This is a genomic window from Hymenobacter sp. 15J16-1T3B, assembly GCF_020711235.1.
GTDB lineage: Bacteria > Bacteroidota > Bacteroidia > Cytophagales > Hymenobacteraceae > Solirubrum.
Genome location: NZ_JAJFAV010000004.1, coordinates 285,092 through 306,197, shown reverse-complemented (window position 1 = coordinate 306,197; position 21,106 = coordinate 285,092). Strand labels below are relative to the sequence as shown.

21 protein-coding genes and 1 pseudogene are annotated in these 21,106 nt (G+C 63.7%); 18 read left to right on the top strand and 4 right to left on the bottom strand.

The annotated features are described in order from the left end of the window. Positions 1 to 62: 62 nt before the first annotated feature. The 11 genes and pseudogenes from LJ737_RS09350 to lepB all read left to right on the top strand — a co-directional run bounded on the left by LJ737_RS09350 (position 63) and on the right by lepB (position 9,014). A pseudogene (locus tag LJ737_RS09350) lies at positions 63 to 881 on the top strand (PhzF family phenazine biosynthesis protein). Continuing rightward, complete coding sequence (locus LJ737_RS09345; RefSeq protein ID WP_227764984.1) at positions 871 to 1,317, top strand: DUF1572 family protein; 447 nt, start codon at positions 871 to 873, stop codon at positions 1,315 to 1,317. The pseudogene LJ737_RS09350 and the gene LJ737_RS09345 overlap by 11 nt, the downstream one beginning before the upstream one ends. A 164-nt stretch (positions 1,318 to 1,481) precedes the next feature. Then, positions 1,482 to 1,772 carry a DUF4242 domain-containing protein gene (locus LJ737_RS09340; protein WP_227764982.1) on the top strand — a complete coding sequence of 97 codons (291 nt, stop codon included), beginning with the start codon at positions 1,482 to 1,484 and terminating at the stop codon, positions 1,770 to 1,772. A 185-nt stretch (positions 1,773 to 1,957) separates the two neighbouring features. Then, entirely contained in the window at positions 1,958 to 2,527 is a 570-nt protein-coding gene (locus tag LJ737_RS09335; RefSeq protein WP_227764979.1) for a DUF4256 domain-containing protein, read from the top strand. A gap of 226 nt (positions 2,528 to 2,753) precedes the next feature. Continuing rightward, positions 2,754 to 3,152: an OsmC family protein gene (locus LJ737_RS09330; protein ID WP_227764977.1), complete on the top strand. Its 399-nt coding sequence runs from the start codon at positions 2,754 to 2,756 to the stop codon at positions 3,150 to 3,152. Positions 3,153 to 3,360: 208 nt separating this feature from the next. Continuing rightward, complete coding sequence (locus LJ737_RS09325) at positions 3,361 to 3,582, top strand: hypothetical protein (RefSeq protein WP_227764975.1); 222 nt, start codon at positions 3,361 to 3,363, stop codon at positions 3,580 to 3,582. Positions 3,583 to 3,674: 92 nt separating this feature from the next. After that, complete coding sequence (locus tag LJ737_RS09320) at positions 3,675 to 5,027, top strand: D-alanyl-D-alanine carboxypeptidase (protein ID WP_227764973.1); 1,353 nt, start codon at positions 3,675 to 3,677, stop codon at positions 5,025 to 5,027. A 250-nt stretch (positions 5,028 to 5,277) separates the two neighbouring features. After that, positions 5,278 to 6,225 (top strand): ParB/RepB/Spo0J family partition protein, encoded by a 948-nt coding sequence (locus LJ737_RS09315; RefSeq protein WP_227764971.1) that lies wholly within the window; start codon positions 5,278 to 5,280, stop codon positions 6,223 to 6,225. Between the two features lie 51 nt (positions 6,226 to 6,276). Next, the gene (locus LJ737_RS09310; RefSeq protein ID WP_227764969.1) at positions 6,277 to 6,960 is read left to right on the top strand and encodes a DUF5683 domain-containing protein; all 684 of its coding nucleotides are present in this window, start codon (positions 6,277 to 6,279) and stop codon (positions 6,958 to 6,960) included. Between the two features lie 5 nt (positions 6,961 to 6,965). Beyond that, entirely contained in the window at positions 6,966 to 7,685 is a 720-nt protein-coding gene (gene dapB / locus LJ737_RS09305; protein ID WP_227764968.1) for a 4-hydroxy-tetrahydrodipicolinate reductase, read from the top strand. A 168-nt stretch (positions 7,686 to 7,853) separates the two neighbouring features. Further along, positions 7,854 to 9,014: a signal peptidase I gene (lepB, locus tag LJ737_RS09300; protein WP_227764966.1), complete on the top strand. Its 1,161-nt coding sequence runs from the start codon at positions 7,854 to 7,856 to the stop codon at positions 9,012 to 9,014. 231 nt (positions 9,015 to 9,245) lie between these two features. Here lepB and LJ737_RS09295 read toward each other — a convergent pair whose 3' ends face one another. Beyond that, a complete protein-coding gene (locus LJ737_RS09295; protein ID WP_227764963.1) occupies positions 9,246 to 9,908 on the bottom strand; it encodes a uracil-DNA glycosylase in 663 nt (220 codons plus the stop codon). 116 nt (positions 9,909 to 10,024) lie between these two features. Here LJ737_RS09295 and apaG point away from each other — a divergent pair, with 116 nt between their 5' ends. Beyond that, on the top strand, positions 10,025 to 10,411 hold the full coding sequence (apaG, locus tag LJ737_RS09290) for a Co2+/Mg2+ efflux facilitator ApaG/CorD (protein WP_227764961.1): 387 nt from the start codon (positions 10,025 to 10,027) through the stop codon (positions 10,409 to 10,411). Positions 10,412 to 10,515: 104 nt separating this feature from the next. Continuing rightward, the gene (locus LJ737_RS09285; protein WP_227764958.1) at positions 10,516 to 11,319 is read left to right on the top strand and encodes an O-methyltransferase; all 804 of its coding nucleotides are present in this window, start codon (positions 10,516 to 10,518) and stop codon (positions 11,317 to 11,319) included. A gap of 215 nt (positions 11,320 to 11,534) precedes the next feature. On the opposite strand, the gene kdsA is transcribed toward LJ737_RS09285, so the two are convergent. Together kdsA and LJ737_RS09275 are read right to left on the bottom strand one after the other, a co-directional pair. Then, positions 11,535 to 12,359, bottom strand: a complete 825-nt coding sequence (gene kdsA / locus LJ737_RS09280; protein ID WP_227764957.1) for a 3-deoxy-8-phosphooctulonate synthase — start codon at positions 12,357 to 12,359, stop codon at positions 11,535 to 11,537. 140 nt (positions 12,360 to 12,499) lie between these two features. Next, complete coding sequence (locus tag LJ737_RS09275) at positions 12,500 to 13,096, bottom strand: methyltransferase domain-containing protein (protein WP_227764955.1); 597 nt, start codon at positions 13,094 to 13,096, stop codon at positions 12,500 to 12,502. Between the two features lie 125 nt (positions 13,097 to 13,221). Between LJ737_RS09275 and LJ737_RS09270 the strand changes: the two genes are divergently transcribed. Next, entirely contained in the window at positions 13,222 to 14,169 is a 948-nt protein-coding gene (locus LJ737_RS09270) for a DUF8428 domain-containing protein (RefSeq protein ID WP_227764953.1), read from the top strand. A 131-nt stretch (positions 14,170 to 14,300) separates the two neighbouring features. On the opposite strand, the gene cphA is transcribed toward LJ737_RS09270, so the two are convergent. After that, a complete protein-coding gene (gene cphA, locus LJ737_RS09265; protein ID WP_227764951.1) occupies positions 14,301 to 16,946 on the bottom strand; it encodes a cyanophycin synthetase in 2,646 nt (881 codons plus the stop codon). Between the two features lie 799 nt (positions 16,947 to 17,745). Between cphA and LJ737_RS09260 the strand changes: the two genes are divergently transcribed. From LJ737_RS09260 to LJ737_RS09245, 4 genes are read left to right on the top strand one after another with little or no spacing between them, the layout of a single operon-like run. Further along, positions 17,746 to 18,270, top strand: coding sequence for an RNA polymerase sigma factor (locus tag LJ737_RS09260; protein ID WP_227765263.1), 525 nt, complete (start codon positions 17,746 to 17,748; stop codon positions 18,268 to 18,270). A 9-nt stretch (positions 18,271 to 18,279) separates the two neighbouring features. Then, positions 18,280 to 19,179: a zf-HC2 domain-containing protein gene (locus LJ737_RS09255; protein WP_227764949.1), complete on the top strand. Its 900-nt coding sequence runs from the start codon at positions 18,280 to 18,282 to the stop codon at positions 19,177 to 19,179. Next, complete coding sequence (locus LJ737_RS09250) at positions 19,127 to 20,023, top strand: DUF4097 family beta strand repeat-containing protein (protein ID WP_227764947.1); 897 nt, start codon at positions 19,127 to 19,129, stop codon at positions 20,021 to 20,023. The genes LJ737_RS09255 and LJ737_RS09250 overlap by 53 nt, the downstream gene beginning before the upstream one ends. Then, complete coding sequence (locus LJ737_RS09245) at positions 20,020 to 20,877, top strand: DUF4097 family beta strand repeat-containing protein (RefSeq protein ID WP_227764945.1); 858 nt, start codon at positions 20,020 to 20,022, stop codon at positions 20,875 to 20,877. The genes LJ737_RS09250 and LJ737_RS09245 overlap by 4 nt, the downstream gene beginning before the upstream one ends. Positions 20,878 to 21,106 lie beyond the last annotated feature (229 nt).

Sequence of the window (21,106 nt, the reverse complement as noted above, 5' to 3'; positions counted from 1 at the left end):
GCAATGGCAGCCCGGTTGCTCCCGGGTCAGCACCACCCGCGGCCCATTCCCATCTTTGGGCCATGCAAACCTATTTTGTTGACTCCTTCACGACCACGCGCTTCGCGGGCAACCCGGCCGCCGTGTGCCTGCCCGCGCACGAATTGAGTGCGGCGACCATGCAGCGCGTGGCCGCCGAAATTGGCTTTTCCGAAACGGCCTTTGTGCGGCCGGCCGGGGCGGATGCCCAGTACCACATCCGGTTTTTCACGCCCAAGCAGGAAATTCCGCTTTGCGGGCACGCGACCCTGGCGGCGGCCAAAATCACCTTCGACGCTACCGGCCTGCGGCGGGCAGTGTTCGTCAATCCCGCCGGGGTGGAGCTGGCGTGCGCGCAGGAGGAGGACGGCAGCATCCGCCTGCGCTTTCCGGTGTACGAAACCGAGCCCCTCGGCGTACCCCATGCCCTGTTACAGGCGCTGGGGCTGACGGACTGCCTGAACACGCGCTACAGCCCGCGCAACAAGATCATCCTGCTCGAAATCGACAGCGCAGCCGCGTTGGCCCGCTTGCAGCCGGATTTTGCGGCCTTGCTGCGCGCCTACGAGGGCATCAACGGCGTGCTGGTGACGGCCCGCTCCGATACGCCTGCCTACGATTTTCATTACCGCTACTTCTGGCCCTAGGCCGGCACCAACGAGGACCCCGTGACGGGCGGCGTGCAAACCTTCCTGACCAAGTACTGGGCCGAACGGCTGCAGCAGCCGCAGTTGCGGGCGTTTCAGTCGTCGGCGCGCACGGGGCACATGCGTACCGAGCTGCTGCCCGACGGCGTGGCCATTTACGGGCAGGCCGTGACGGTGCTGGCCGGTACTTTTTTCCTGGACTCCCATGAGCACTGATACGTTATCGACCTTGTTCCGCCGCGACCTGCTGCGCCTGCGCCGGGAAATCGAGCTGTACCGCCGCGAGGAAATCCTGTGGCGCACAACGGGCGCCATTGCCAACTCGGCCGGCAACCTGTGCCTGCACCTGCTGGGCAACCTCAATACCTACATCGGGCGGGAGCTGGGCCACACGGGCTACGTGCGCAACCGGGAGCTGGAGTTTTCCCAACGCGGTGTGCCCCGCCCGGAATTGCTGCTGGGCATCGACGCGACGCTGCAGGTCGTGACTACCACGCTGGCGAGCCTGCCGCCGGCGGCGCTGCAGCAGGAGTACCCCGTGTTGGTCCTGGAGCACCCCACTTCCACCGAATTTCTGCTGACGCACCTGACCACCCACCTCACCTACCACCTCGGCCAGATCAACTACCACCGCCGGCTGCTCGACGTGTAAAGCCGCTTGGATAGCCTTGCCCCAAGCGCTTTGCGCCAAGCCATTTACTTGATTTAAATTATAAATAATAGTACTTTGATATATCTACTGGAGTCCAGCGACCAGAACAAAAACGGGGCGCGCCGAAAAGCCATACGAGTAGGGAAAAAGCTACTTCTGAAGCCATGCCGAAATATGTCATCGAGCGGGAAATTCCCGGCGCCGGTCAATTGACCGCCGAGCAGCTGAAAGGTATTTCCCAAACTTCCTGCAACGTGCTGCGCAACATGGGCCCCGAAATCCAGTGGCTGCACAGCTACGTCACGGCCGACAAAATCTACTGCGTGTACATCGCGCCCGACGAGGCGCACATCCGCGAGCATGCCCGCCAAGGCGGGTTTCCAGCCAACGCCGTAAGCGAAGTCAAAGAAATCATCGACCCCGTTACGGCGGAAGAAACCGTGCTGCAGCACTAAGCCCCGGCCGCTCCCGCCAGCCTTAGCAGCCCCGGCCGTTACCGGCCGGGGCTTTTTGCTACCTCCCCGCACGCCGGACGCCGAGCTGGATGATTTGTTGCTCGCGCCGGCGTGCGGGTTTTGTGGCGCCAGAAAGCGTACTTGCCCCAGGCCAACCGACCTGCCCCCTCCCCTATCCGCGCATTATGTTTCCCCAAACCGAAACTGCATTGGCTCCCGCGCAACGCCAGGAGTTGCTTGGCGCACTGCAAGCCCGCTTCGCGAAGCACCCGCACCGCCACCCTGGCCTGGAATGGGCCGGCGTGCTGACCAACCTGGAGGCCAGCCCCGGCAAGCTCTGGTCGCTGCACGAGATGGAACGCACCGGCGGCGAGCCGGACGTAGTCGGCCGCGACGAGCAGACGGGTGAGTACCTGTTCTTCGATTGCGCAGCGGAAAGCCCCCAGGGCCGCCGCAGCGTCTGCTACGACCGGGAAGCACAGGAATCGAGGAAGGACCCCAAGCCGGCCGCCAACGCCCTCGACCTGGCCGCGGCAATGGGCATCGAGCTGCTCAACGAGGAGCAGTACCGCGCGCTGCAGCGCTTAGGCCAGTTCGACTTAAAAACATCCAGCTGGCTACTGACGCCCCCCGCCGTGCGCCAGCTCGGCGGCGCCTTGTTCGGCGACCACCGCTACGGCCGCGTGTTCGTGTACCACAACGGGGCGCCGTCGTACTACGCCGCCCGCGGCTTCCGCGGCTGGCTCCGGGTCTGAGTCCGAACCACGGGAGCAGCTTCTGAGAGCCTTTTGCGCTTGCTAGTCCTGCCCAGCCAACAGCCCGCGCAATCTGCTTGGCGCAGGAACCGGCAACTCCTGCCGCCGCAAGCCCGACGCTGTCAGTCCAGCGTCGGGCTTGCGGCGGCAGGGGCAGCGCCCTACGTAAGCCACTCGGCACTGCTTAACTTAAAGCGCTTGCTAACCGCTACTTACGGCTCCGTTTATGCACATCCACGCCCGCATCCACAGCAGCGCCGACCACTTCGAAACGGCGGTGCAAACCAATGCCACGGTCCAAATCCTGCCGCTGCCGCCCAAACCAACCGGGCAGGGTGGCGCAGTAAACGGAGGCGAATTGTTGTTGCTAGCCCTAGCTACTTGCTTCTGCAACGATCTGTACCGCGAAGCGGCCCGGCGGGGACTTGCTCTGAAGAGCGTAGCCGTAGAATGCAGCGCCGAATTTGGAGCTGAAGGCCAGCCCGGCACTGGTTTTTGCTACCGCGCCCAAGTTGAAGCCGACGCGCCGGCCGCCGACCTGGAAGAACTACTGGCCCACACGGACCGCGTGGCGGAAGTGCACAACACCCTGCGCCAGGGCGTGACCGTCACGCGCCTGCCCTAAGCGCCACCCAACTCCCTTAGCTCCACTACAGCGCAGCCTAGCAAGCACGCTGGGCTACGCATTTAGTTATTATATACTTTTAATAAGAAAATATTTAACGCATAATTGCATCACAACAATTAGAAGCTCGTATACAGCAATCCTGTCCAGTTGCTGTTGCGCTGAGCTGGCTCTTATCAACCCCTTCCTAATCCTAGTCCCGTTGCGTATGAAACTTGTTACCCTGCTATTGCTAGCGCTAATGGGCACCAATGCCCCTGTTAACGCTGGTTCTCTCCCCGACGAACCGGGTAAAACCCAGCCAGAAGCCAGCAACGCCAAAGTGCGGAAAGCGCCTAAGGCCAAGGCCCGCGCCCCGTTGTTTGCCCGTCGCAAAGCCAAGGAATCCGACTACAACCGCGCCCTGCGGCGCAACGAACTGCTGCGCTAACCAGCCCCAGTCAAGCTTGATGGCGCGGCAATACGCGGGATTCTTGCGCATCCCGCGTATTGCCGCGCCATTCGCCGTAGCTTAGGCGCCCCATGCGCCGTTTCTTGTTGCTTCTCCTTGGCTGGGCTGGTTGTGCGTCCGTTGCTCCGGCCCAGATTACGCCGCCCGCCGCGCCCCCGGCCCTGCCCGCCGCGCCCACCGATTGGCTACTGCGCGAGCTGGACAACTCGCCCGTATTGCGCCAGCACCACGCCGGCCTGCAGCTCAGCGACGTGGCCACCGGCGAAGTCCTGGCCGCCTGGCACGCCGACAAGTACTTCACCCCGGCCAGCACCCAGAAAATGCTCACGCTCTACGCGGCGCTGCGCATTTTGCCCGATTCGGTGCCGGCCCTGCGCTACGTGGTGCACGGCGACACCCTGCTGTTTCGGGGCACCGCCGACCCGACCTTTCTCCACGGCGACGTGCCCAGCACCCGCGCCTACGCGCTGCTGCGCCGCTGGCCCGGTCGGCTTGGCTACGCCGAAACCCCGATGGCCGATGCCAAGCTCGGCCCGGGCTGGAGCTGGGACGATTATCCCTATTATTTCCAGCCCGAGCGCGGCCCTTTTCCCATCTACGGCCACACCGTGCGCTTTTATTACCGCCGCCCCGGCCAGAACACCGTAGCCGTCCGCCCGGCGTGGTTTGCGGCGGCCACCCAAAAAGCGCCCGCCGCTGCCACCAGCCCCGACCACGTGCGCCGCGAACTGGAAGCCAACCGCTACACCTGGTTCCCGGCGCCGCGGGCCTGGGTCGACGAAGTGCCCTTCCGCACCGACCGCAACCTGCTGCTCACGCTGCTGCGCGACACCCTGAAGCGCGACGTGCAGCCCGTGCGCTGGCGCTTGCTCCCCGGCGAAACGGCCAAGACGTATTACGGCCTGAACGTCGACTCTTTGCTGCGCCGCTGCATCCGCGTCAGCGACAATTTCCTGGCCGAGCAAACCTTGCTGCTCTGCTCGGCCCAGCTCGGCCACGACACGCTGAGCGTGGCGCGGACGATGAAATACGTGCGCCAGCAGGGCTGGCTGCGCCCCCTGCCCGATTCGGTGGCCTGGGTCGACGGCTCGGGCCTCTCGCGCCAAAACCTGACCACCCCGCGCAACCAAGTGGCCCTCCTGTTAGAGCTCCACAAGCTGGTGCCCGAGGCCCGCTTGTTCGACCTGCTGGCGGCGGGCGGCCGGCAGGGCACGCTCAAACGCGCCTACCGCGACCCGAAAGGCCTGTGGTTCTGGGGCAAAACCGGCACCCTTACCAACAACCACAACCTCTGCGGCTACCTGCGCACCCGTTCGGGCCGGTTGTTGGCCGTGAGTTTCATGAACAACAACCACCTGGCCGAAACCAGCGTCATCCGCCGCGAGATGGAGCGCGTGCTAACCTTGGTACGCGAGCAGCTGTGAGCCACCAGGGCGGCGGGGCCAGCCCGACCAGTGGGCTTTCAGGTGCTACAACGCGAATCGTCCTGCCGCAACCAAGCAGCTCGTTCAGGGTGCCCACGAGAAAATGTTCCACGAATAAAATATTGATAAATAATAAATTAACAACGCAGTACCCCAACGTTCCACAAAATTAATCGGAAGTTTCACGGTCGATTCTGCTATTTTTGATTTCACGTCGGCTGGTGATTGGCCGATGGACCTCAGAGTGAGTATGTCAGAGAAGCACGAAGAGAAAACCACCCCGACGCCGTTGGCCAAGCGCCGCGTGGGTGGCCTGGGTCGCGGGTTGAATGCCCTCATCGAAGGCAGCTACGAGAAGAAGAGCGAGCGGCTGGGCCTGGTGCCCCACCCCGCCAATTCCGTCGGGCTGATTCCGACCGACCAGATCGAGGCCAACCCCTACCAGCCCCGCACGCACTTCGACCAGGAGGCGCTGCAGGAACTGGCCGAGAGTATCAAGGTGCAGGGCATCATACAGCCCGTCACGGTGCGCCAGACCGGCCCGGCGGCTTACCAGCTGATTTCGGGCGAGCGTCGCCTGCAGGCCTCGCGCCTGGCGGGCCTGGAAGCCATTCCGGCGTACATCCGCAAGGCCGACGACCAGCAGATGCTGGAAATGGCGCTGATCGAGAATATTCAGCGCGAAAACCTCAACGCCATTGAAATTGCCCTCAGCTACCAGCGCCTGGTGAGCGAGTGCAACCTCAAGCAGGAAGAGCTGGGCGACCGAGTGGGCAAAAACCGCTCGACCGTCACCAACTACCTGCGCCTGCTCAAGCTGCCGCCCGATATTCAGATCGGGCTGCGCGACAGCGTCATCAGCATGGGCCACGCCCGCGCCCTGCTCAGCGTCGACGACGCGGCGGCGCAGCTGAACCTCTTCCGCCGCATCGTGACGGAGGAAATGTCGGTGCGCCGCGTGGAGCAGCTGGTGCGCCAAGGCGTATCGGCCCCGGCGGCCAAAAACGCCGACACGCCGGCCACGGACGCGCCGTTGGTGCCGGTGGCCGAAATCAAGCGGGCCGAACGGCACCTGTCCGACCGGTTTGGTTCGCGCGTACAAGTGAAACCTACGGCGCAGGGACGGGGCGAGATTCGCATCAGCTTCGACTCGGCCGAAGACATGCACCGCATCATCAGCATACTGCAACCGGCGTAAGCAGCGTTGTGGGGAGCAATTATGAGCAACCCAAGATTTAGTTGGCTTCGAATGGCCCCATTGCTACCGGCAGTGGGGCTGTTTTGTCTGACTGTCCCGGCAGCGCAGGCCCAGACCGTTACGGCCGGCCCCGACTCAGTGAAAGTGCAAGCCGGCCCGACCGTGGCCGACTCGCTGCGCCGCAACCAGCGCCTGCTGTGGATGCGCGTGACGCGCCCGCAGAAGGCCGTGCTGCTGGCCGCCATGCTCCCGGGCGCCGGTCAGGTATACAACCACAAGTACTGGAAGCTGCCGCTGGTATACGCGGCGCTGGGCGGCACCGTCTACGGCGAGGTGTTCTACTGGAAGCGCTACAAAGAGTTCAAGGCGGGCATCGATGCCCGCCGCCTGCGCCAAAGCGGCATCGACCCGGCCGAGGACCCGCGCGCCATTGATACCGGTGACCACTCCAAACAGTACTCGCAGGATGCCGCCGGCGACGCCCAGCAGGCCAATGCGCTAAACTTTTACCGCACCAACCGCGACGTGTTTTTCGCCTACATCGGCCTGGCCTACGGCGCGCAGATTCTCGACGCCTTGGTGGACGGGCACTTGCACGACTTTGACGTGAGTGACAACCTGTCGCTGAACGTGCAACCCTACGCCCTCCCGATACCGGGTAGCCCGGCAGTCGGCCTGGCTTTTACCTTTACCCCGCGCTTGGCGACGAAACCCGTCGCGCCGCGTCGCTTCTAGCAACCATGAACATTCTTTTGATTGGCTACGGCAAAATGGGCCGGGCCATTGAAGCCCTCGCCCTGAGCCGCGGGCACCAGATTGCCGGTATCATTGACCCCTCGCGCCCCGACGTGCAGCTGGACCAGTTCGGCCCGCACAACGCCGACGTGGCCATCGAATTCACCCACCCCGACGCGGCCTTTGCCAACGTGCAGGCCTGCCTGCGCCAGGGGTTGCCGGTGGTGTGCGGCTCCACGGGCTGGCTGCACCACTTCGGCGAGGCCCGGGCGCTGGCCCAGGAGAAGGGCGGCGCCCTGTTCTACGCGTCCAACTACAGCGTGGGCGTCAACCTGTTTTTTCACTTCAACGAGTACATCGCGGCCAAAATGCACCAGTTCGGCGGCTACGACGTGCAGGTGCGCGAAATCCACCACGTGCACAAGGTAGACCAGCCCAGCGGCACGGCTCTGACCACGGCCGAAGGCATCATGCGCCACTACCCCGAAAAGAAAAGATGGCGCAACGACCCGGCCCAAGCGCCGGACGAGCTAGCCATCATCTCGGAGCGCTTGGCCGAAACGGTGGGCACGCACGTCGTCACCTACTCTTCGCCGGTCGACGTGCTGGAGCTCAAGCACGAGGCCCTCTCGCGGGAAGGCTTCGCCCACGGCGCGGTGCTGGCCGCCGAGTGGCTGCCCGGCAAGCAGGGCGTGTTCGGCATGAAGGATTTGCTCGGACTTTAATGCGTGATTAGGTGATTAAGAAATTAGGTGAGTAGGTTTGGGCTTGGTGGTTACGGGCGGCCTTGGGCCGTCGTGCTTCCGGCCCGCGTTCGGCTCGCCCTGAACTTTCTGGATTGCCGCTTTCTTAATCACCTACTTACCCAATCACCTAACCACCCCGACAGCCTGATGGCAGTTACTTTCTGGAAGAAAAAGCCGGCCGAGCAGCCGACCAAACCCAAAGGCTTCTGGCGCGAGTGGGGCGACGCCATCCTCTTCGCGGTGGTGGCCGCCACGCTCATCCGCTGGGCCACCTTTGAGGCGTACACCATCCCGACGCCCTCCATGGAGCACTCCCTGCTGGTGGGCGACTACCTGTTTGTGAGCAAGCTGCACTACGGGCCGCGCACCCCCCAAACGCCGCTGCAGGTGCCGCTGACGCACCAGACGCTGTGGGGCACGGGCATCAAGAGCTACTCCGACCTGATTCAGCTGCCCTCGTTCCGTCTGCCGGGTTTCTCCGAAATCAAGCGCGGCGACGTGGTGGTGTTCAACGTGCCCTTCGAGGACCAGCACCCGGCCGACTTGCGCACCAACTACATCAAGCGTTGCGTGGCCGTGGCCGGCGACGTGCTGGAAATCAAAAACCAGCAGGTGTTCATCAACGGGCAGATTCAGCAGACGCCGGCCGAGTCGCAAACCAGCTACCGCCTGGACATTCCGCAGCCCGACGACGAGTTGAAGATGGCGTTCCGGGAGCACGGCGTGGTGAGCTACAACGACGCGGAGGGCATTCCGACGCCCAACCCGATGTTTCCGACGCCCACCTACCTGGTGGACATGACGGCTACCACGGCCGCCTTCTTCAAGCAGCAATCCTACGTGCGCAGCTTGGAGCGCGAAACGGCGGAGCCCGGCAAGGTTGAAATCGACATTTTCCCGAACAACCCCGACTACCCCCATTCGGCCCCGGCGCAAGTGGTGAACTGGAACCGCGACAACTACGGCCCGCTGCCCGTGCCCAAGAAAGGCCAGACCGTGCAGCTCACGGCCCAAAACATTCCGATTTACGAGAAGATCATCCTGCGCTACGAGCACAACGACAACATCTCGCTGGGCGTGGGCCAGATTCTGCAGGACGGCAAGCCGCTGACCAGCTACACCTTCAAGCAGAACTACTACTTCATGATGGGCGACAACCGCCACAACTCGCTCGACTCGCGCTACTGGGGCTTCGTGCCCGAGGACCACGTGGTGGGCAAGGCGGTGCTGATCTGGATGTCGGTGGACCCGAACGGTGGCGTGGGCGGCAAAATCCGCTGGAACCGCATTTTCAACACGATTAACTAAGTCCGAAAGCAGCGGCTCACTAGCAGTCATTGCGAGCGAAGCGCGGCAATCGTTCCTCCAGTAGCACAACCCCAAAACAGCCCCGCCCGAAACCGGTAACTCCAGTTTCGGGCGGGGCTGTTTTGGGGTTGTACCAGTTGGGCCGTTTGTGCCGCGAGAAGAAGGATTGCGTCGTCGTGCCTCCTCGCAATGACTGCTAGGTGAACCGCTGCAGCCTGCAACGCCAGTTGACTACCACTGAATCGGGGCCTCGCCGTGCTCCTGCAGGTACTTATTCGTCTTGCTGAAGGGGCGGGAGCCGAAGAAGCCTTTGTCGGCGGCGTAGGGCGAGGGGTGAGCGGCTTTGAGCACGAGGTGCTTGCGCTGGTCGATAAGCTCGGCCTTCTTCTGGGCGTAGGCGCCCCAGAGAATGAATACCACGTGCTCCTTCTGCTCGGAAATCTTGCGGATGACGGCGTCAGTAAACTCCTCCCAGCCCCGTTTCTGGTGCGAGCCGGCGGTGGCGGCGCGCACCGTCAGAGTGGCGTTGAGCAGCAGCACGCCCTGCTCGGCCCAACGGTCCAGGTTGCCGTCGGGCGGACGCGGGGTGCCCAGGTCGTCCTCCAGCTCCTTGAAGATATTGATGAGCGAGGGGGGCGTGCGCACGCCGTGCTGCACCGAAAACGCGAGGCCGTGCGCCTGCCCCTTGCCGTGGTAGGGGTCTTGGCCCAGGATGACGACTTTCACCCGGTCGAAGGGCGCCGCGTCGAAGGCGTGGAAAATCTGGTTGCCGGCCGGATACACCGTTTGGGTAGCGTACTCCTGCTTGACAAACGCAATAAGCTCCTGAAAATAGGGCTTTTCAAACTCGGGCTGTAGCACCTTGCGCCAGCTTTCTTCTATCTTTACACTCATGCCTCTTGGGGTGACGGAATGCGGTTCGGCGGGCCAAACGTAGCCGAGGAGCGTACGTAAACCAAATCTGAAAGGCTGCTGTTAGCTCCATTCACACCTGTTGTCATTCCCGCGCCATGAACTCAACAACCACCCAGGGCGTCACCGTCAGCGTCTCGACCAACTATTTGTCGGAGTATTCCAGCCCCCAGCAGGAGCACTTCGTGTTTGCCTATAAAATCGACATTCGCAACCACAGCGAGTACACCGTGAAGCTGCTGCGCCGCCACTGGCACATCTACGACGCCAACGGTGTGGTGCGCGAGGTGGAGGGGGAAGGCGTGGTGGGCCAGCAACCTACCCTGGAACCCGGCGACGCCCACCAGTACGTGTCGGGCTGCAACCTGAAGACCGGCATCGGCAAGATGCGCGGCACCTACCTGATGGAGCGCGTGGCCGACGGCCGTACCTTTGAAGTCGAAATTCCCGAGTTTACCCTCGTGGTACCGTTCCGACTGAATTAACTGGCCCCCTGGCCAAACGGCGGAATGGTTAAATGGCGGATTGTTCTGACGATGCCAGAGCAATCCGCCATTTAACCATTCCGCCGTTTAACCACCGATTTCCCTTGCTTCAGCAAGCACTGCGCTACTTCCGCTACTGGCTTCGCTCGGGGAATGCACACGGGCTGCATTCCCCGTTTGTTTTTTCCCTCTACCTCGACGTCATCTGCCACACCGGCGAGTTCTACGCCTTCGATAATATCGAGGCCCGCCGCGATGCGCTGCGGGCCGACCAGCGCCACCTGCGCATCACCGACTACGGCGCGGGCTCCCAGACGGGCGCCGGCCGCGAGCGGGCCGTGCGCGACGTCGCCCGGCACGCGGCCAAGCCTGCCCGGCTGGCGCAGCTCTTGTTCCGACTGGTGAACTACCGCCGCCCGCGCACCGTACTGGAGTTGGGCACCTCCCTGGGCCTGACCACGGCTTATTTGGCCGCTGCCTCCGCGCAAGCCCGCGTGCTCACCTTCGAAGGCTGCCCCGAAACGGCCGCCGTGGCGCGCGAAACCTTCGAGAAGCTGAACCTGCAGAACGTGGAGCTGATCGAAGGCAACTTCGACCACACCTTGCCCGCCGCCCTGGCCCAGCTTGCGCAGCCCGTAGACTTCGCCTTTTTCGACGGTAACCACCGCTACGAGCCCACGCTGCGCTACCTGGAGCAGTGCCTGCCCTACGCCACCGAGGAGTCGGTGTTCGTGTTCGACGATATTCACTGGTCCGCTGAAATGGAGCAGGCCTGGGAGGCCATCAAAGCCCACCCGGCCGTGACTACGACCGTAGACCTGTTCTTTATCGGGTTGGTGTTCTTTCGCAACAATGCGCCCAAGCAGCACTTCACGCTGCGCATCGAAGGCCGCGGGCTGGGCGTGTAATAACGGCTCACTGGCCGTCATTGCGAGCGAAGCGCGGCAGTCCTTCCTCTCACGGCACAACGGTACGAGAAGCACCTGCTAAAAAAGAAGCCGCCCGAAACTGGAGTTACCAGCTTCGGGCGGTGCTCATTTTACGGTTGGCTCTTTGTACAGGACCGATTGCTTCGTCCTCGCCATGACTACCAGGTGAGCCGTTGCATGCAAACGGCCAACGCCTAGCGCACGGCTTCGCGGATGCGGGTGAGACGCTCCAGCAGCTTTTCGAGGCGGTCGAGCTGCAGCATGTTGGCGCCGTCCGATTTGGCGGTGGCAGGCGTCGGGTGTGTTTCGATGAAGAGGCCGTCGGCGCCGGCGGCAATGGCGGCGCTGGCAATGGTCTGGATCATTTCGGGTTTGCCGCCGGTGACGCCGCTGCTCTGGTTGGGTTGCTGCAGGGAGTGCGTCACGTCCATCACCACCGGCACGCCGAAGCGCTGCATGGCCGGGATATTCAGGAAATCGACCACCAGATCGGTGTAGCCGAAGCTATTGCCGCGGTCGGTGAGGATGACGTGGGGGTTGCCCGATTGCTTCACCTTGTCGACGGCAAAGCCCATGGCCTCGCCCGAGAGAAACTGGCCCTTTTTGATGTTGACCACCTTGCCGGTTTCGGCGGCGGCGACGAGCAGCTCCGTTTGCCGGCACAGGAAGGCCGGAATCTGCAGCACGTCGACGTACTCGGCGGCCAGCGCGGCTTCGCTCGACTCGTGGATGTCCGTGACCGTGGGCACGCCGATTTCGCGGCCGACTTTCTGCAGAATCTTCAGCGCCGTCTCGTCGCCGATGCCGGTGAAGGAATCGATGCGGGAGCGGTTGGCCTTGCGGTAGGAGCCCTTGAAGACGTAGGGAATCTGCAGGCGGTCGGTGAGGCGGCGCACCTGCTCGGCAATGCGCAGGGCCATGTCTTCGCCCTCGATGACGCAGGGCCCGGCCATCAGGAAGAACTGACCGGAGTTGGTGTTGCGGAAGTGCGGCAGGGCTTGGGCGAGCGTGTCAATCATGGGAATCGGGCGCGGTTGGAAGAAGCGCCGGGCAAAGGTCGGGAAGTGCCAGGAATAGTAGCGCGCCGCGACACTTAACTACGCTCCACCGCCGCATTGCTGTCTGGGTTCACCACGGTTGCGCGAAGCAGAGCTGCGCTCTACTTGCGCCGCAGGCTGACGAACAGCTCCCGCCCCTGCCGCGGCTTGATGGAATTGTGGGCCGGCTCGAAGTGCAGAAAGTCGAAGTACGGGGTTAACAGCTGGCGGTATTCCGCGCGGGTGCCGCCGAAGGGCGGCCCGTCGCCGGGGCCCACCGGGCCGTCGAACAGCAGGCCGACGAGCTTGCCGCCGGGGCGCAGCAGCTCGGCGCACTTGCGGGCGTAGGCGGGGCGCAACGCCGGGTCGAGGGCGCAAAAAAACGTCTGCTCCACGATAAGGTCGAACTCACCGGTCAGGGCGAAGAAGTCGGCCTGCAGCAAGTGGGCGGCGGGGAAGCCGGGCACGCGCCGCTGCAGGGCCTGCAGAGGCTCGGCGGCGAAGTCGGCCACGAAGACCTGGGGCCAGCCGGCTTGGTGCAGGTACTCAGCCTCGTAGGCGCGGCCGGCGCCGGGAATGAGGATGCGGCGCGCGTCGGGCGGGCCGAGCTGGGCGAAGTAGGCGCGCAGCGGCTCGGTGATGCGGCCGGCGTCCCACTGGTCCTGGCCGGTGGCGTAGCGGGCGGCCCAGTAGGCGGCGTCGAAATTGGATTCGGGCATAGGGAAAACCGCGCGGCGCGGGCTCGTAAAGTTGCTCGCCTAACTAATCCGTGTATTTTTGGCGTAAAGGTAACGTTGTGGCCGCACCTCGGACCGGCCCGGCTTCATTCACTTTTCCCCCGCTTATGGAACAACAACAAGCTCCCGAACGCCGCAATAACAACCGCTGGCTGCTGCTGGCGGCGTTGGTGCTCGTGCTTGTCGGCATCAACGGCATCCTCTTCTACATGAACCAGCAGAAGACGAAGCAGAACGAACAGCTGGCCGCCGACATCAAGGTCAAAGACACCAAGCTGGAGGAACAGATCAAGCAGTACGAAACACTGAAGGCCGATTTTGAGCGCCAGAGCCAGGAGCTGCAGAGCATGGGCCTGGCCAATGACTCGCTGGAAGCCAAAATTGCCTCCGTCAACGCCGACCTGCTCAAGCTGCGCTCCTTCCGCGCCAGCTCCTTCTCGGTGGCCGATCAGAAGCGCTTTCAGCAGCGCGCCCAGAACTTCGAGCGGCAGCTGCGCCAGAAGGACGACGAAATTGCCCAGCTGAAGAAGGACAACGAGATGCTGTTCACCGAGACGCAAACCCTCAAGGAGCGGCAGAACAAACTCACCGACACCATCGGCACCATTGCGCGCACCAACCAGGAGCTGAGCGAGAAAGTGGCCATTGCCTCGCGCCTGCGGGCCGAGAACATCCGCATCGGCGTCATCAACCGCCGCAACAAGGAGGACGACGACGACAACAACGAGTTTAAGGCCAAGAAGGTGGAGAAGATCAAAGTGACCTTCAACCTCTCGCAAAACGACGTGGCCCCGAAGGAAACCAAGCAGATCATGATGCGCCTGCTGGAGCCCGACGGCGCGGCTTTGTACAACCTGAGCACCGGCGGCGGCACCTTCCTTATCGACGGCAACGAGGCGTTCTACACCGCCAAGCAGGAACTGGTATACGACAACACCCGCCAGGGCGTGCAATTCGTCTACGCCAAGGGCACCGAGTACAAAACCGGCCAGCACACCGTGGAACTGTACGCCGACGGCTACCTGATTGGCAAAACCACCTTCACGCTGAAATAAACCGCGGACTCCGTGGCCGACCAAGCCGCTGACTCAAGCAAGCAAAAGCCCCGCCGGACCATCCGGCGGGGCTTTTTGCATTTCGGCGAGCATGGCGCCCACTGGCAGGCACCCAATTCCTGCGGGAGGCGCTACGCGGGCTGGGGCTGCTGCTGCCGCACGCTGGCTTCGAAGGCTTCCAGCTTGGCAATGGTGGCTTTGATGTCCTCGGTGAAAATGGTGATGACCGAACCTTCGCGGGCGGTTTGCAGCACGTAGTCGATGGCGTCGGGCTCGTTTTCGATGTAGGTGATAGGCAGGTCGGGCTTATCAATGACGAGGCCCTGGCGCATGAGGGCTTCCAGCTCGGCGGCGGTTTTGCCGCGCAGGTCGCGGTCCTGACGCAGCACCACCTCGTCGAAAATGCGGCCGGCCACGCGGGCGTAGTCGATGGTGTCCTGCTCGCGCCGGTCGCCCAGGCCCGACACGATGCCCACCTTGTGCGTGGCGGGCGTGGCCTCCAGAAACTCGGCGAATTTCTCGATGCCGTGGGTGTTGTGGGCGTAGTCGACGATGACTTCGAAGCTCGGGAAGCGGAAGATGTTCATGCGCCCGGGCGTGCGCGTGGCCGACGGCACGAAGGTGCGCAGGGCGGTTTTGATGTCGTCCTTGTCGAAGCCGTAGCAGTAGGCGGCCAGGGCGGCGGCCAGAGCATTTTCGATGTTGAAGCGGGCCCGCCCACCGAAGGTAATCGGCAGCTCCACGGCCCGGTCGATGCGCAGCTTGTAGCTGTTGCGGTAGATGCTCAGGTAGCCTTCCTCGTACACCGCGGCCAGCCCGCCGGCCTCCACGTGCTCCCGGATGCGGGGCGAGTCGTCGTCCATGCTGAAGAGGGCGACCTGGCAGTCGAGCCGCTCGCGCATGGCGTAGGTGTAGTCGTTGTCGGCGTTGAGCACGGCCCAGCCGCCCTTGCGCACGGTGCGCGGCAGCACGCCCTTCACCTCGGCCATTTCCTCCACGGTGTGAATGTCTTTCAGCCCGAGGTGGTCGGCGGCCACGTTGGTCACCACGGCCACGTCGCAGGAGTGGAAGCCCAGGCCCGAGCGCAGCATGCCGCCGCGGGCGGTTTCGAGCACGGCGAAGTTCACCGTCGGGTCTTTCAGCACAAACTCTGCGCTCTGCGCCCCGGTACAGTCGCCGCTCTGCAGCTGCCGGCCCTGGATGTAGATGCCCGAGGTGGTGGTGTTGCCCACTTTGTAGCCCTTGGAGGCCACAATGTGCGCCAGCAGCAGCGTGGTGGTGGTTTTGCCGTTGGTGCCCGTCACGGCGAAGATGGGAATGCGCGCCGTCGAGCCCTGCGGAAACAGCATGTCGACCACCGGGGCAGCCACGTTGCGCGGCAGCCCGTCGGCCGGCGAAATGTGCATGCGGAAGCCCGGCGCGGCATTCACCTCGATGACGGCCCCGCGGGTTTCGTTGAGCGGAATGGCAATGTCGGTGGTCAGCACGTCGATGCCGCAGATGTCGAGGCCGACGGTGCCGGCCACGCGCTCGGCCATGAGCACGTTGTAGGGGTGCACCAGGTCGGTTACGTCGGAGGCCGTGCCGCCGGTGCTGATGTTGGCCGTGCTCTTGAGGTAGAGCACCTCGCCCTCGGGCAGCACCGACTTGGGCGTCAGCTCGCGGGCCTTGAGAATTTGCTGGCTGTGCTTGTCGATTTTGATCTGGGTGAGCACCTTTTCGTGGCCCACACCCCGGCGCGGGTCCTTGTTCACCTCGTCGATGAGCTCCTGAATGGTGCGCTTTCCGTCGCCGGTTACGGCGGCCGGGGTGCGCTTGGCGGCGGCCACCAGCTTGCCGTTGATGACGAGCAGGCGGAAGTCGAAGCCCTCGATGAACTGCTCCACGATAACTGCGCGCGAGTACACCTGCGCCGCCTTGAAGCCGGCCTGCGCCTCTTTCCAGGTTGCGATGTTGATGGTGGCGCCCTTGCCGTGGTTGCCGTCGAGCGGCTTGGTCACGATGGGGTAGCCCAGCTCCTCCACCGCGTCCTTGAGGCCTTCTATTGAGTACACCGTGGTGCCGCGGGGCACGGGCACGCCGGCGTTGCGCAGCATGCGCTTCGTGCGGTTCTTGTTGCCGGCAATTTCCACCGCCGCGTGCGAGGTATTCGACGAGGTGGTGGCCCAGATGCGTTTCTGGTTTACGCCGTAGCCCAGCTGAATGATGTTGGAACCCTCCAGCTGAATGTAGGGAATGCCGCGCGAGGCCGCTTCCGCCACGATGCTCCAGGTGCTCGGGCCGAAGAATTCCTCTTCCCGGATTTCGTGCAGCTCGTCGACAATGGCCTTGAGGTCGTACTTGTCTTTGCGCAGCAGGGCGTTGAGCAGGTTCACGGCGGCTTCGGCGGCCACGCGGCCGGCGCGCTCCTCCTGATACTCAAACAGCACGATTTCCTGCCCTTCCTCGTGGGCCGGGCGCGATTTGCCCCAGCTCAGCGGCATGCCGGCCAGGCGCTGCAACTCGATGGCGACCTGCTGCACGACGTGGCCCCACGGTTCCCCGTCGGTGAGTTGTTCCAGGGTCAGGGGCGGGTGTTTGGCTTGTTCGCGCGGGTTAGAGCTGCGGGGCTGTTCCAGGCCGGGCAGCAGCTTGAGCAGGCGCGCCGGCAAGCCTTTCACGGCATTGCTCCAAGTGCCGGCCAATTCTTCCAGGTCCAGCTTCAGCACGATGAGTTTGCGGTGCTTGACGGACCAGTAGCTCGGGCCGCGCATGGTGCGCAGGTCAACGATTTTCATACAAGGGGGTGGTGTTGAGGAGAGGGAGGAAATAAGTGCCCGCTTCTACGGACCGGGCAGCGCGAAGGATATAGCCGAGAGCAGCAAAAACGGCCTTTCCGGCGTGTTTCGGGCCGGTTTTACCGACCCCGCTTCAAATTAGGCGCTGCGCGCCAATAAGCCTAATAGCGGCTGTGCTTACGGCCGAGCTTACCCGTTCTTTTCGCCCGCCTCACTGGTCCGAACGACCCAACTCCCTCAAAATATGCAAAAGCTCCCTCAATTACTGCCAGTTGTTCAGGCACTTATCGGGTTTGCGCGTGGTTATGGGGACAGGGTGCTGAAAAGCACCTTGTTTGGAATAAGGAGAAAAGCCGCCGCCCCTTGGGTTGCGGCTTTTTTCCGTTTGGCCCCGGGCTTCGTTCCCGAAAAAATTTTCAGCCCCGAAATCCAAGACCGACTTGCGCTTCGTAGGTCTGGCTGTCCGGCACGAGCCGGCACGCTAGGTTTGCCCAAAGCCCCAACTCCCTGAGTCGGGGCTTTATGCGTTTTATGGCCTCTGCTTGCCACCCAGTGGGGTTCCGCGGCCCGTGGTAACCAATTTGGTAACCGGCGCAGCGCCCGCCGCCGCGGAAAGCAGGCCTAGCCACGCGGCCAAGATGACGGCCGCCAAACGGCGGCGGGATGCGCGGGGACGGCCGCTGAAAAAATAATTTTCGGGCGGGCTGTAACCTTCGCCGCGAAGGGCGGTGTCCACATCCAGAAAGCCACCCTCCCACCCTGCTGCCTCGCCTTGGATACGCTTACGGATAACGCGCTCATGCTCCGGGTCAAGGCCGGGGAAGTGGACCGGATGGGCCTATTGTTCGAGCGGTACCACCGCAAGCTGTTCCAGTTCCTCTACCACATGCTGGGCCGGGCCGAGGCCAGTGAAGACCTGGTGCAGACGGTATTCTACCGCATGCTCAAGTACCGGCACACCTACACCGGGGAAGGCGAGTTCCGCACCTGGATGTACCATTTGGCGCGCAACGTGCTGGCCGACCACCTGAAGCAAAACCGCCACGCCAGCCGCCACCACGACGTGGCCTCGCTGGCCGAAACCATCCCCGGCGGCCCCGGGGCCGATGAGCGGCTGCAGCAGGAGCAGGAGGTGGCTACCCTGCACCGGGCCCTGGCCCGCCTCAGCGAGGACCACCGCGAGGTGCTGCTGCTGAGCCGGTTTCAGGAACTGAAGTACGCCGAAATAGCCCGCGTGCTCGACGTATCCGAAGGCGCCGTGAAGGTGCGCGTGCACCGCGCCATGCACGAGCTGAAGGCCATGTATCTGAAAATCGAAAACTGACGGGAAGCCATGCGTTGCGAACAAGCCCAAGAGCAATTGCTCGATTACCTGCACCACGAGCTCAGTCCGCCCGAGCAGCTGGTGCTGGATGCCCACCTCGCCCACTGCCCCGACTGCCAGGCCGAGCTGGAAAGCACCCGGCAGCTGTGGCTTACGCTGGGGAAAGTGCCCACGCCCGAGCCCAGTGAGCAGCTCCGGCCCGCCTTCTACGCCATGCTCGGCGAGTTTAAGCAAGCCGCCAAGCCCTCCCCGGCCCGGGTGTGGCTGGCCCAGGCCCGGAGCTGGCTGCAAAACTGGCTCACGCCGCAGTTTGCGGCCCGGGTAGCCTACAACCTCTGCCTGCTGCTCGTGGGCATTGCCGGCGGCTACTGGATGTCGCGGCCGCAGCCGGCGGCGCCGGCCACGGGCAGCCAGCAGGAGCTGGCCCAGCTCACCCAGCAGGTGCAGGACATGCGCCAGGTGCTGCTGCTCTCGCTTATCGACGCGCCCTCGGCCACCGAGCGGCTGCGGGCGGTGGGCTACACCAAGGAGCTCAGGCAGGCCAACCCCAAGGTGGTGGAAGCCCTGCTGGGTACGCTCAACCACGACGACAACGTGAACGTGCGCCTGGCCACCCTCGAAGCCCTGGCCCAGCTGGCCCCCAACGAGCCGGCCGTGCGCCAGGGGCTGGTCCGCTCCCTGGCCCAGCAGGATTCGCCGCTGGTGCAGTCGGCCCTGGCCGACGTGATGGTGCAGCTGCAGGAAAAACGCTCGGTGCAGCCGCTGCGCCGCCTGCTGCGCCAGCCCGACCTCAACGAGGCCGTCAAGACCAAAATTCAGGAAAGCATCAAGTCCCTCTCCTCCGACGCCCAAACCCATGAAACGTTCTTTCTTGCCCGCCCTGCTCATCCTGCTGAGCTTAGCATGTAGCACCCAGTGCCAAGCCCAAAGCCGCACCGACAACCCCCTGCGCGCCGAGGAAAAAATCAGCAAGCAATTCCGCTTGAGCGGCGACGCGGCCCGCAGCACCCTGGCCGTGTACAACATCATCGGCGCGGTGACGGTGCAGGGCTACAGCGGCAACGAAGTGGTGGTGGAAGCCACCAAAACCATCCGGGCCGAATCGGCGCAGACGCTGGAAACCGGCAAGCGGGAAGCCGTGCTCGGCTTTCTGCAGCGCAACGACAGCGTCGTCGTGTACTTGGCCGGGCCCCACGACTCGCGCCCTAACCGCGGCCGCAACAACCGCAACGAGCGGCGCGAAGACCCCGGTTACAACTTCCAGTTCGACTTCGTCATCAAAGTGCCCGCGGCCATGAACCTGCACGTGGCCACCGTCACCGACGGCAAGGTGCTGGTGCAGGACGTGACGGGCAGCAAGCTCGAGGCCTACAACGTGAACGGCTCCATCAGCCTGCTGAACGTGCGCGGCACCACCACGGCCCGCACCGTCAACGGCAGCGTGGACGCCACTTACACCAGCAGCCCGACGGGTCCTTGCTCCTATAATACCATCAACGGACAGCTCAACGTGACCTACCCGCGCGACGTGGCTGCCGACGTGCACTTCAAGAGTATGCACGGCGAGCTGTACACCGACTTTCCGGAGGCCGAACTGCGCCCCGTGCAGGTCAGCCAAACCCAGCAGGCGGCGGCCGGCGGCACCAAATACAAACTCTCCAAAGACCGGGTCGTGCGCCTGGGCAAGGGCGGCAAGGATTTCCGCTTCGAAACCCTCAACGGCGACGTGACCATCAAACAGCAACCCCGATGAAGCGTTCTGCTCCACCCCTTTCCTTGATTCCCCGCGCCAGCCTCTGTTCCACCCTGCTGCTGCTGGCCCTGCTCAGCGGGCCCGGCCCCGCCCGGGCCCAGTCGAAAAGCGCCGCCAACGAGCAACTCACCGTCGCCCTGAGCGCCCCCGGCAAGCCCGGCGTGCTGCACGTGCGGCTGATCGGCGGCTCCATCAACGTGACCGGCTACAACGGCAAGGACGTGCTGATCGAAGCCGAGGGCGGTACCCGGCGGCCGTCCCGCGGCCCGGCCCCCGAAGGCCTGCGCCGCGTCGACACGGGCTCGAACCTGGACTTGTCCGTCGAGGAAAAAGACAACCACGTGTACGTGAAGGCGCCGCCCGGCAACCGCACCGTGAACCTGACCATCAAAGTGCCGCAGCGCTTTTCCCTGCGCGTGGCCACCGTGCAAGACGGCGACATCAGCGTCAGCAACGTCGACGGCGAGCTGGAAATCAACAACGTCAACGGCGGCATTGCCCTCACGCAGGTGGCCGGCTCGGCGGTGGCCAACACCGTCAACGGCCCCATCACCGCCAGCTTCCGCGACGTGACGGCCGGCGCCCCCATGGCCTTTTCCACCGTCAACGGCAAAGTCGACCTCTCGCTGCCGGCCAAAACCAAGGCCTCGCTCAAGCTCAAGTCGGATTTCGGCGAGGTGTACAGCGACTTTGAGCTGGTGACCGAGCAAAAGCAGGCCAAAACCAGCCGCAACACCGACGGCATGTACCGCCTCAACGTGGACGAGTGGACTTACGGCAAACTCAACGGCGGCGGCGCCGAAATCCTGCTTAAGTCCCTACAAGGCGACATCTACATCCGCCGCACCAAATAGCCCTGCCTATGAAGCACCCCTGAGTGAATGCAACTGAATAGTGTCGCGGGCCCCGGCCCTCACGGTCGGGGCGCGTTGCGTGTAGCGCGTTTGCGGCGCGCCGGGGCCTGGATAATTTGCGCTATTTGCATTGTTTTGCAAGTACGCCCCGGCCGTTCATCCCCTTGCCCGCCCCGAATCCAGTTGGGCGCCAACGGAATGCCGGACTCGTGCGTATGTGCCGTGCCTA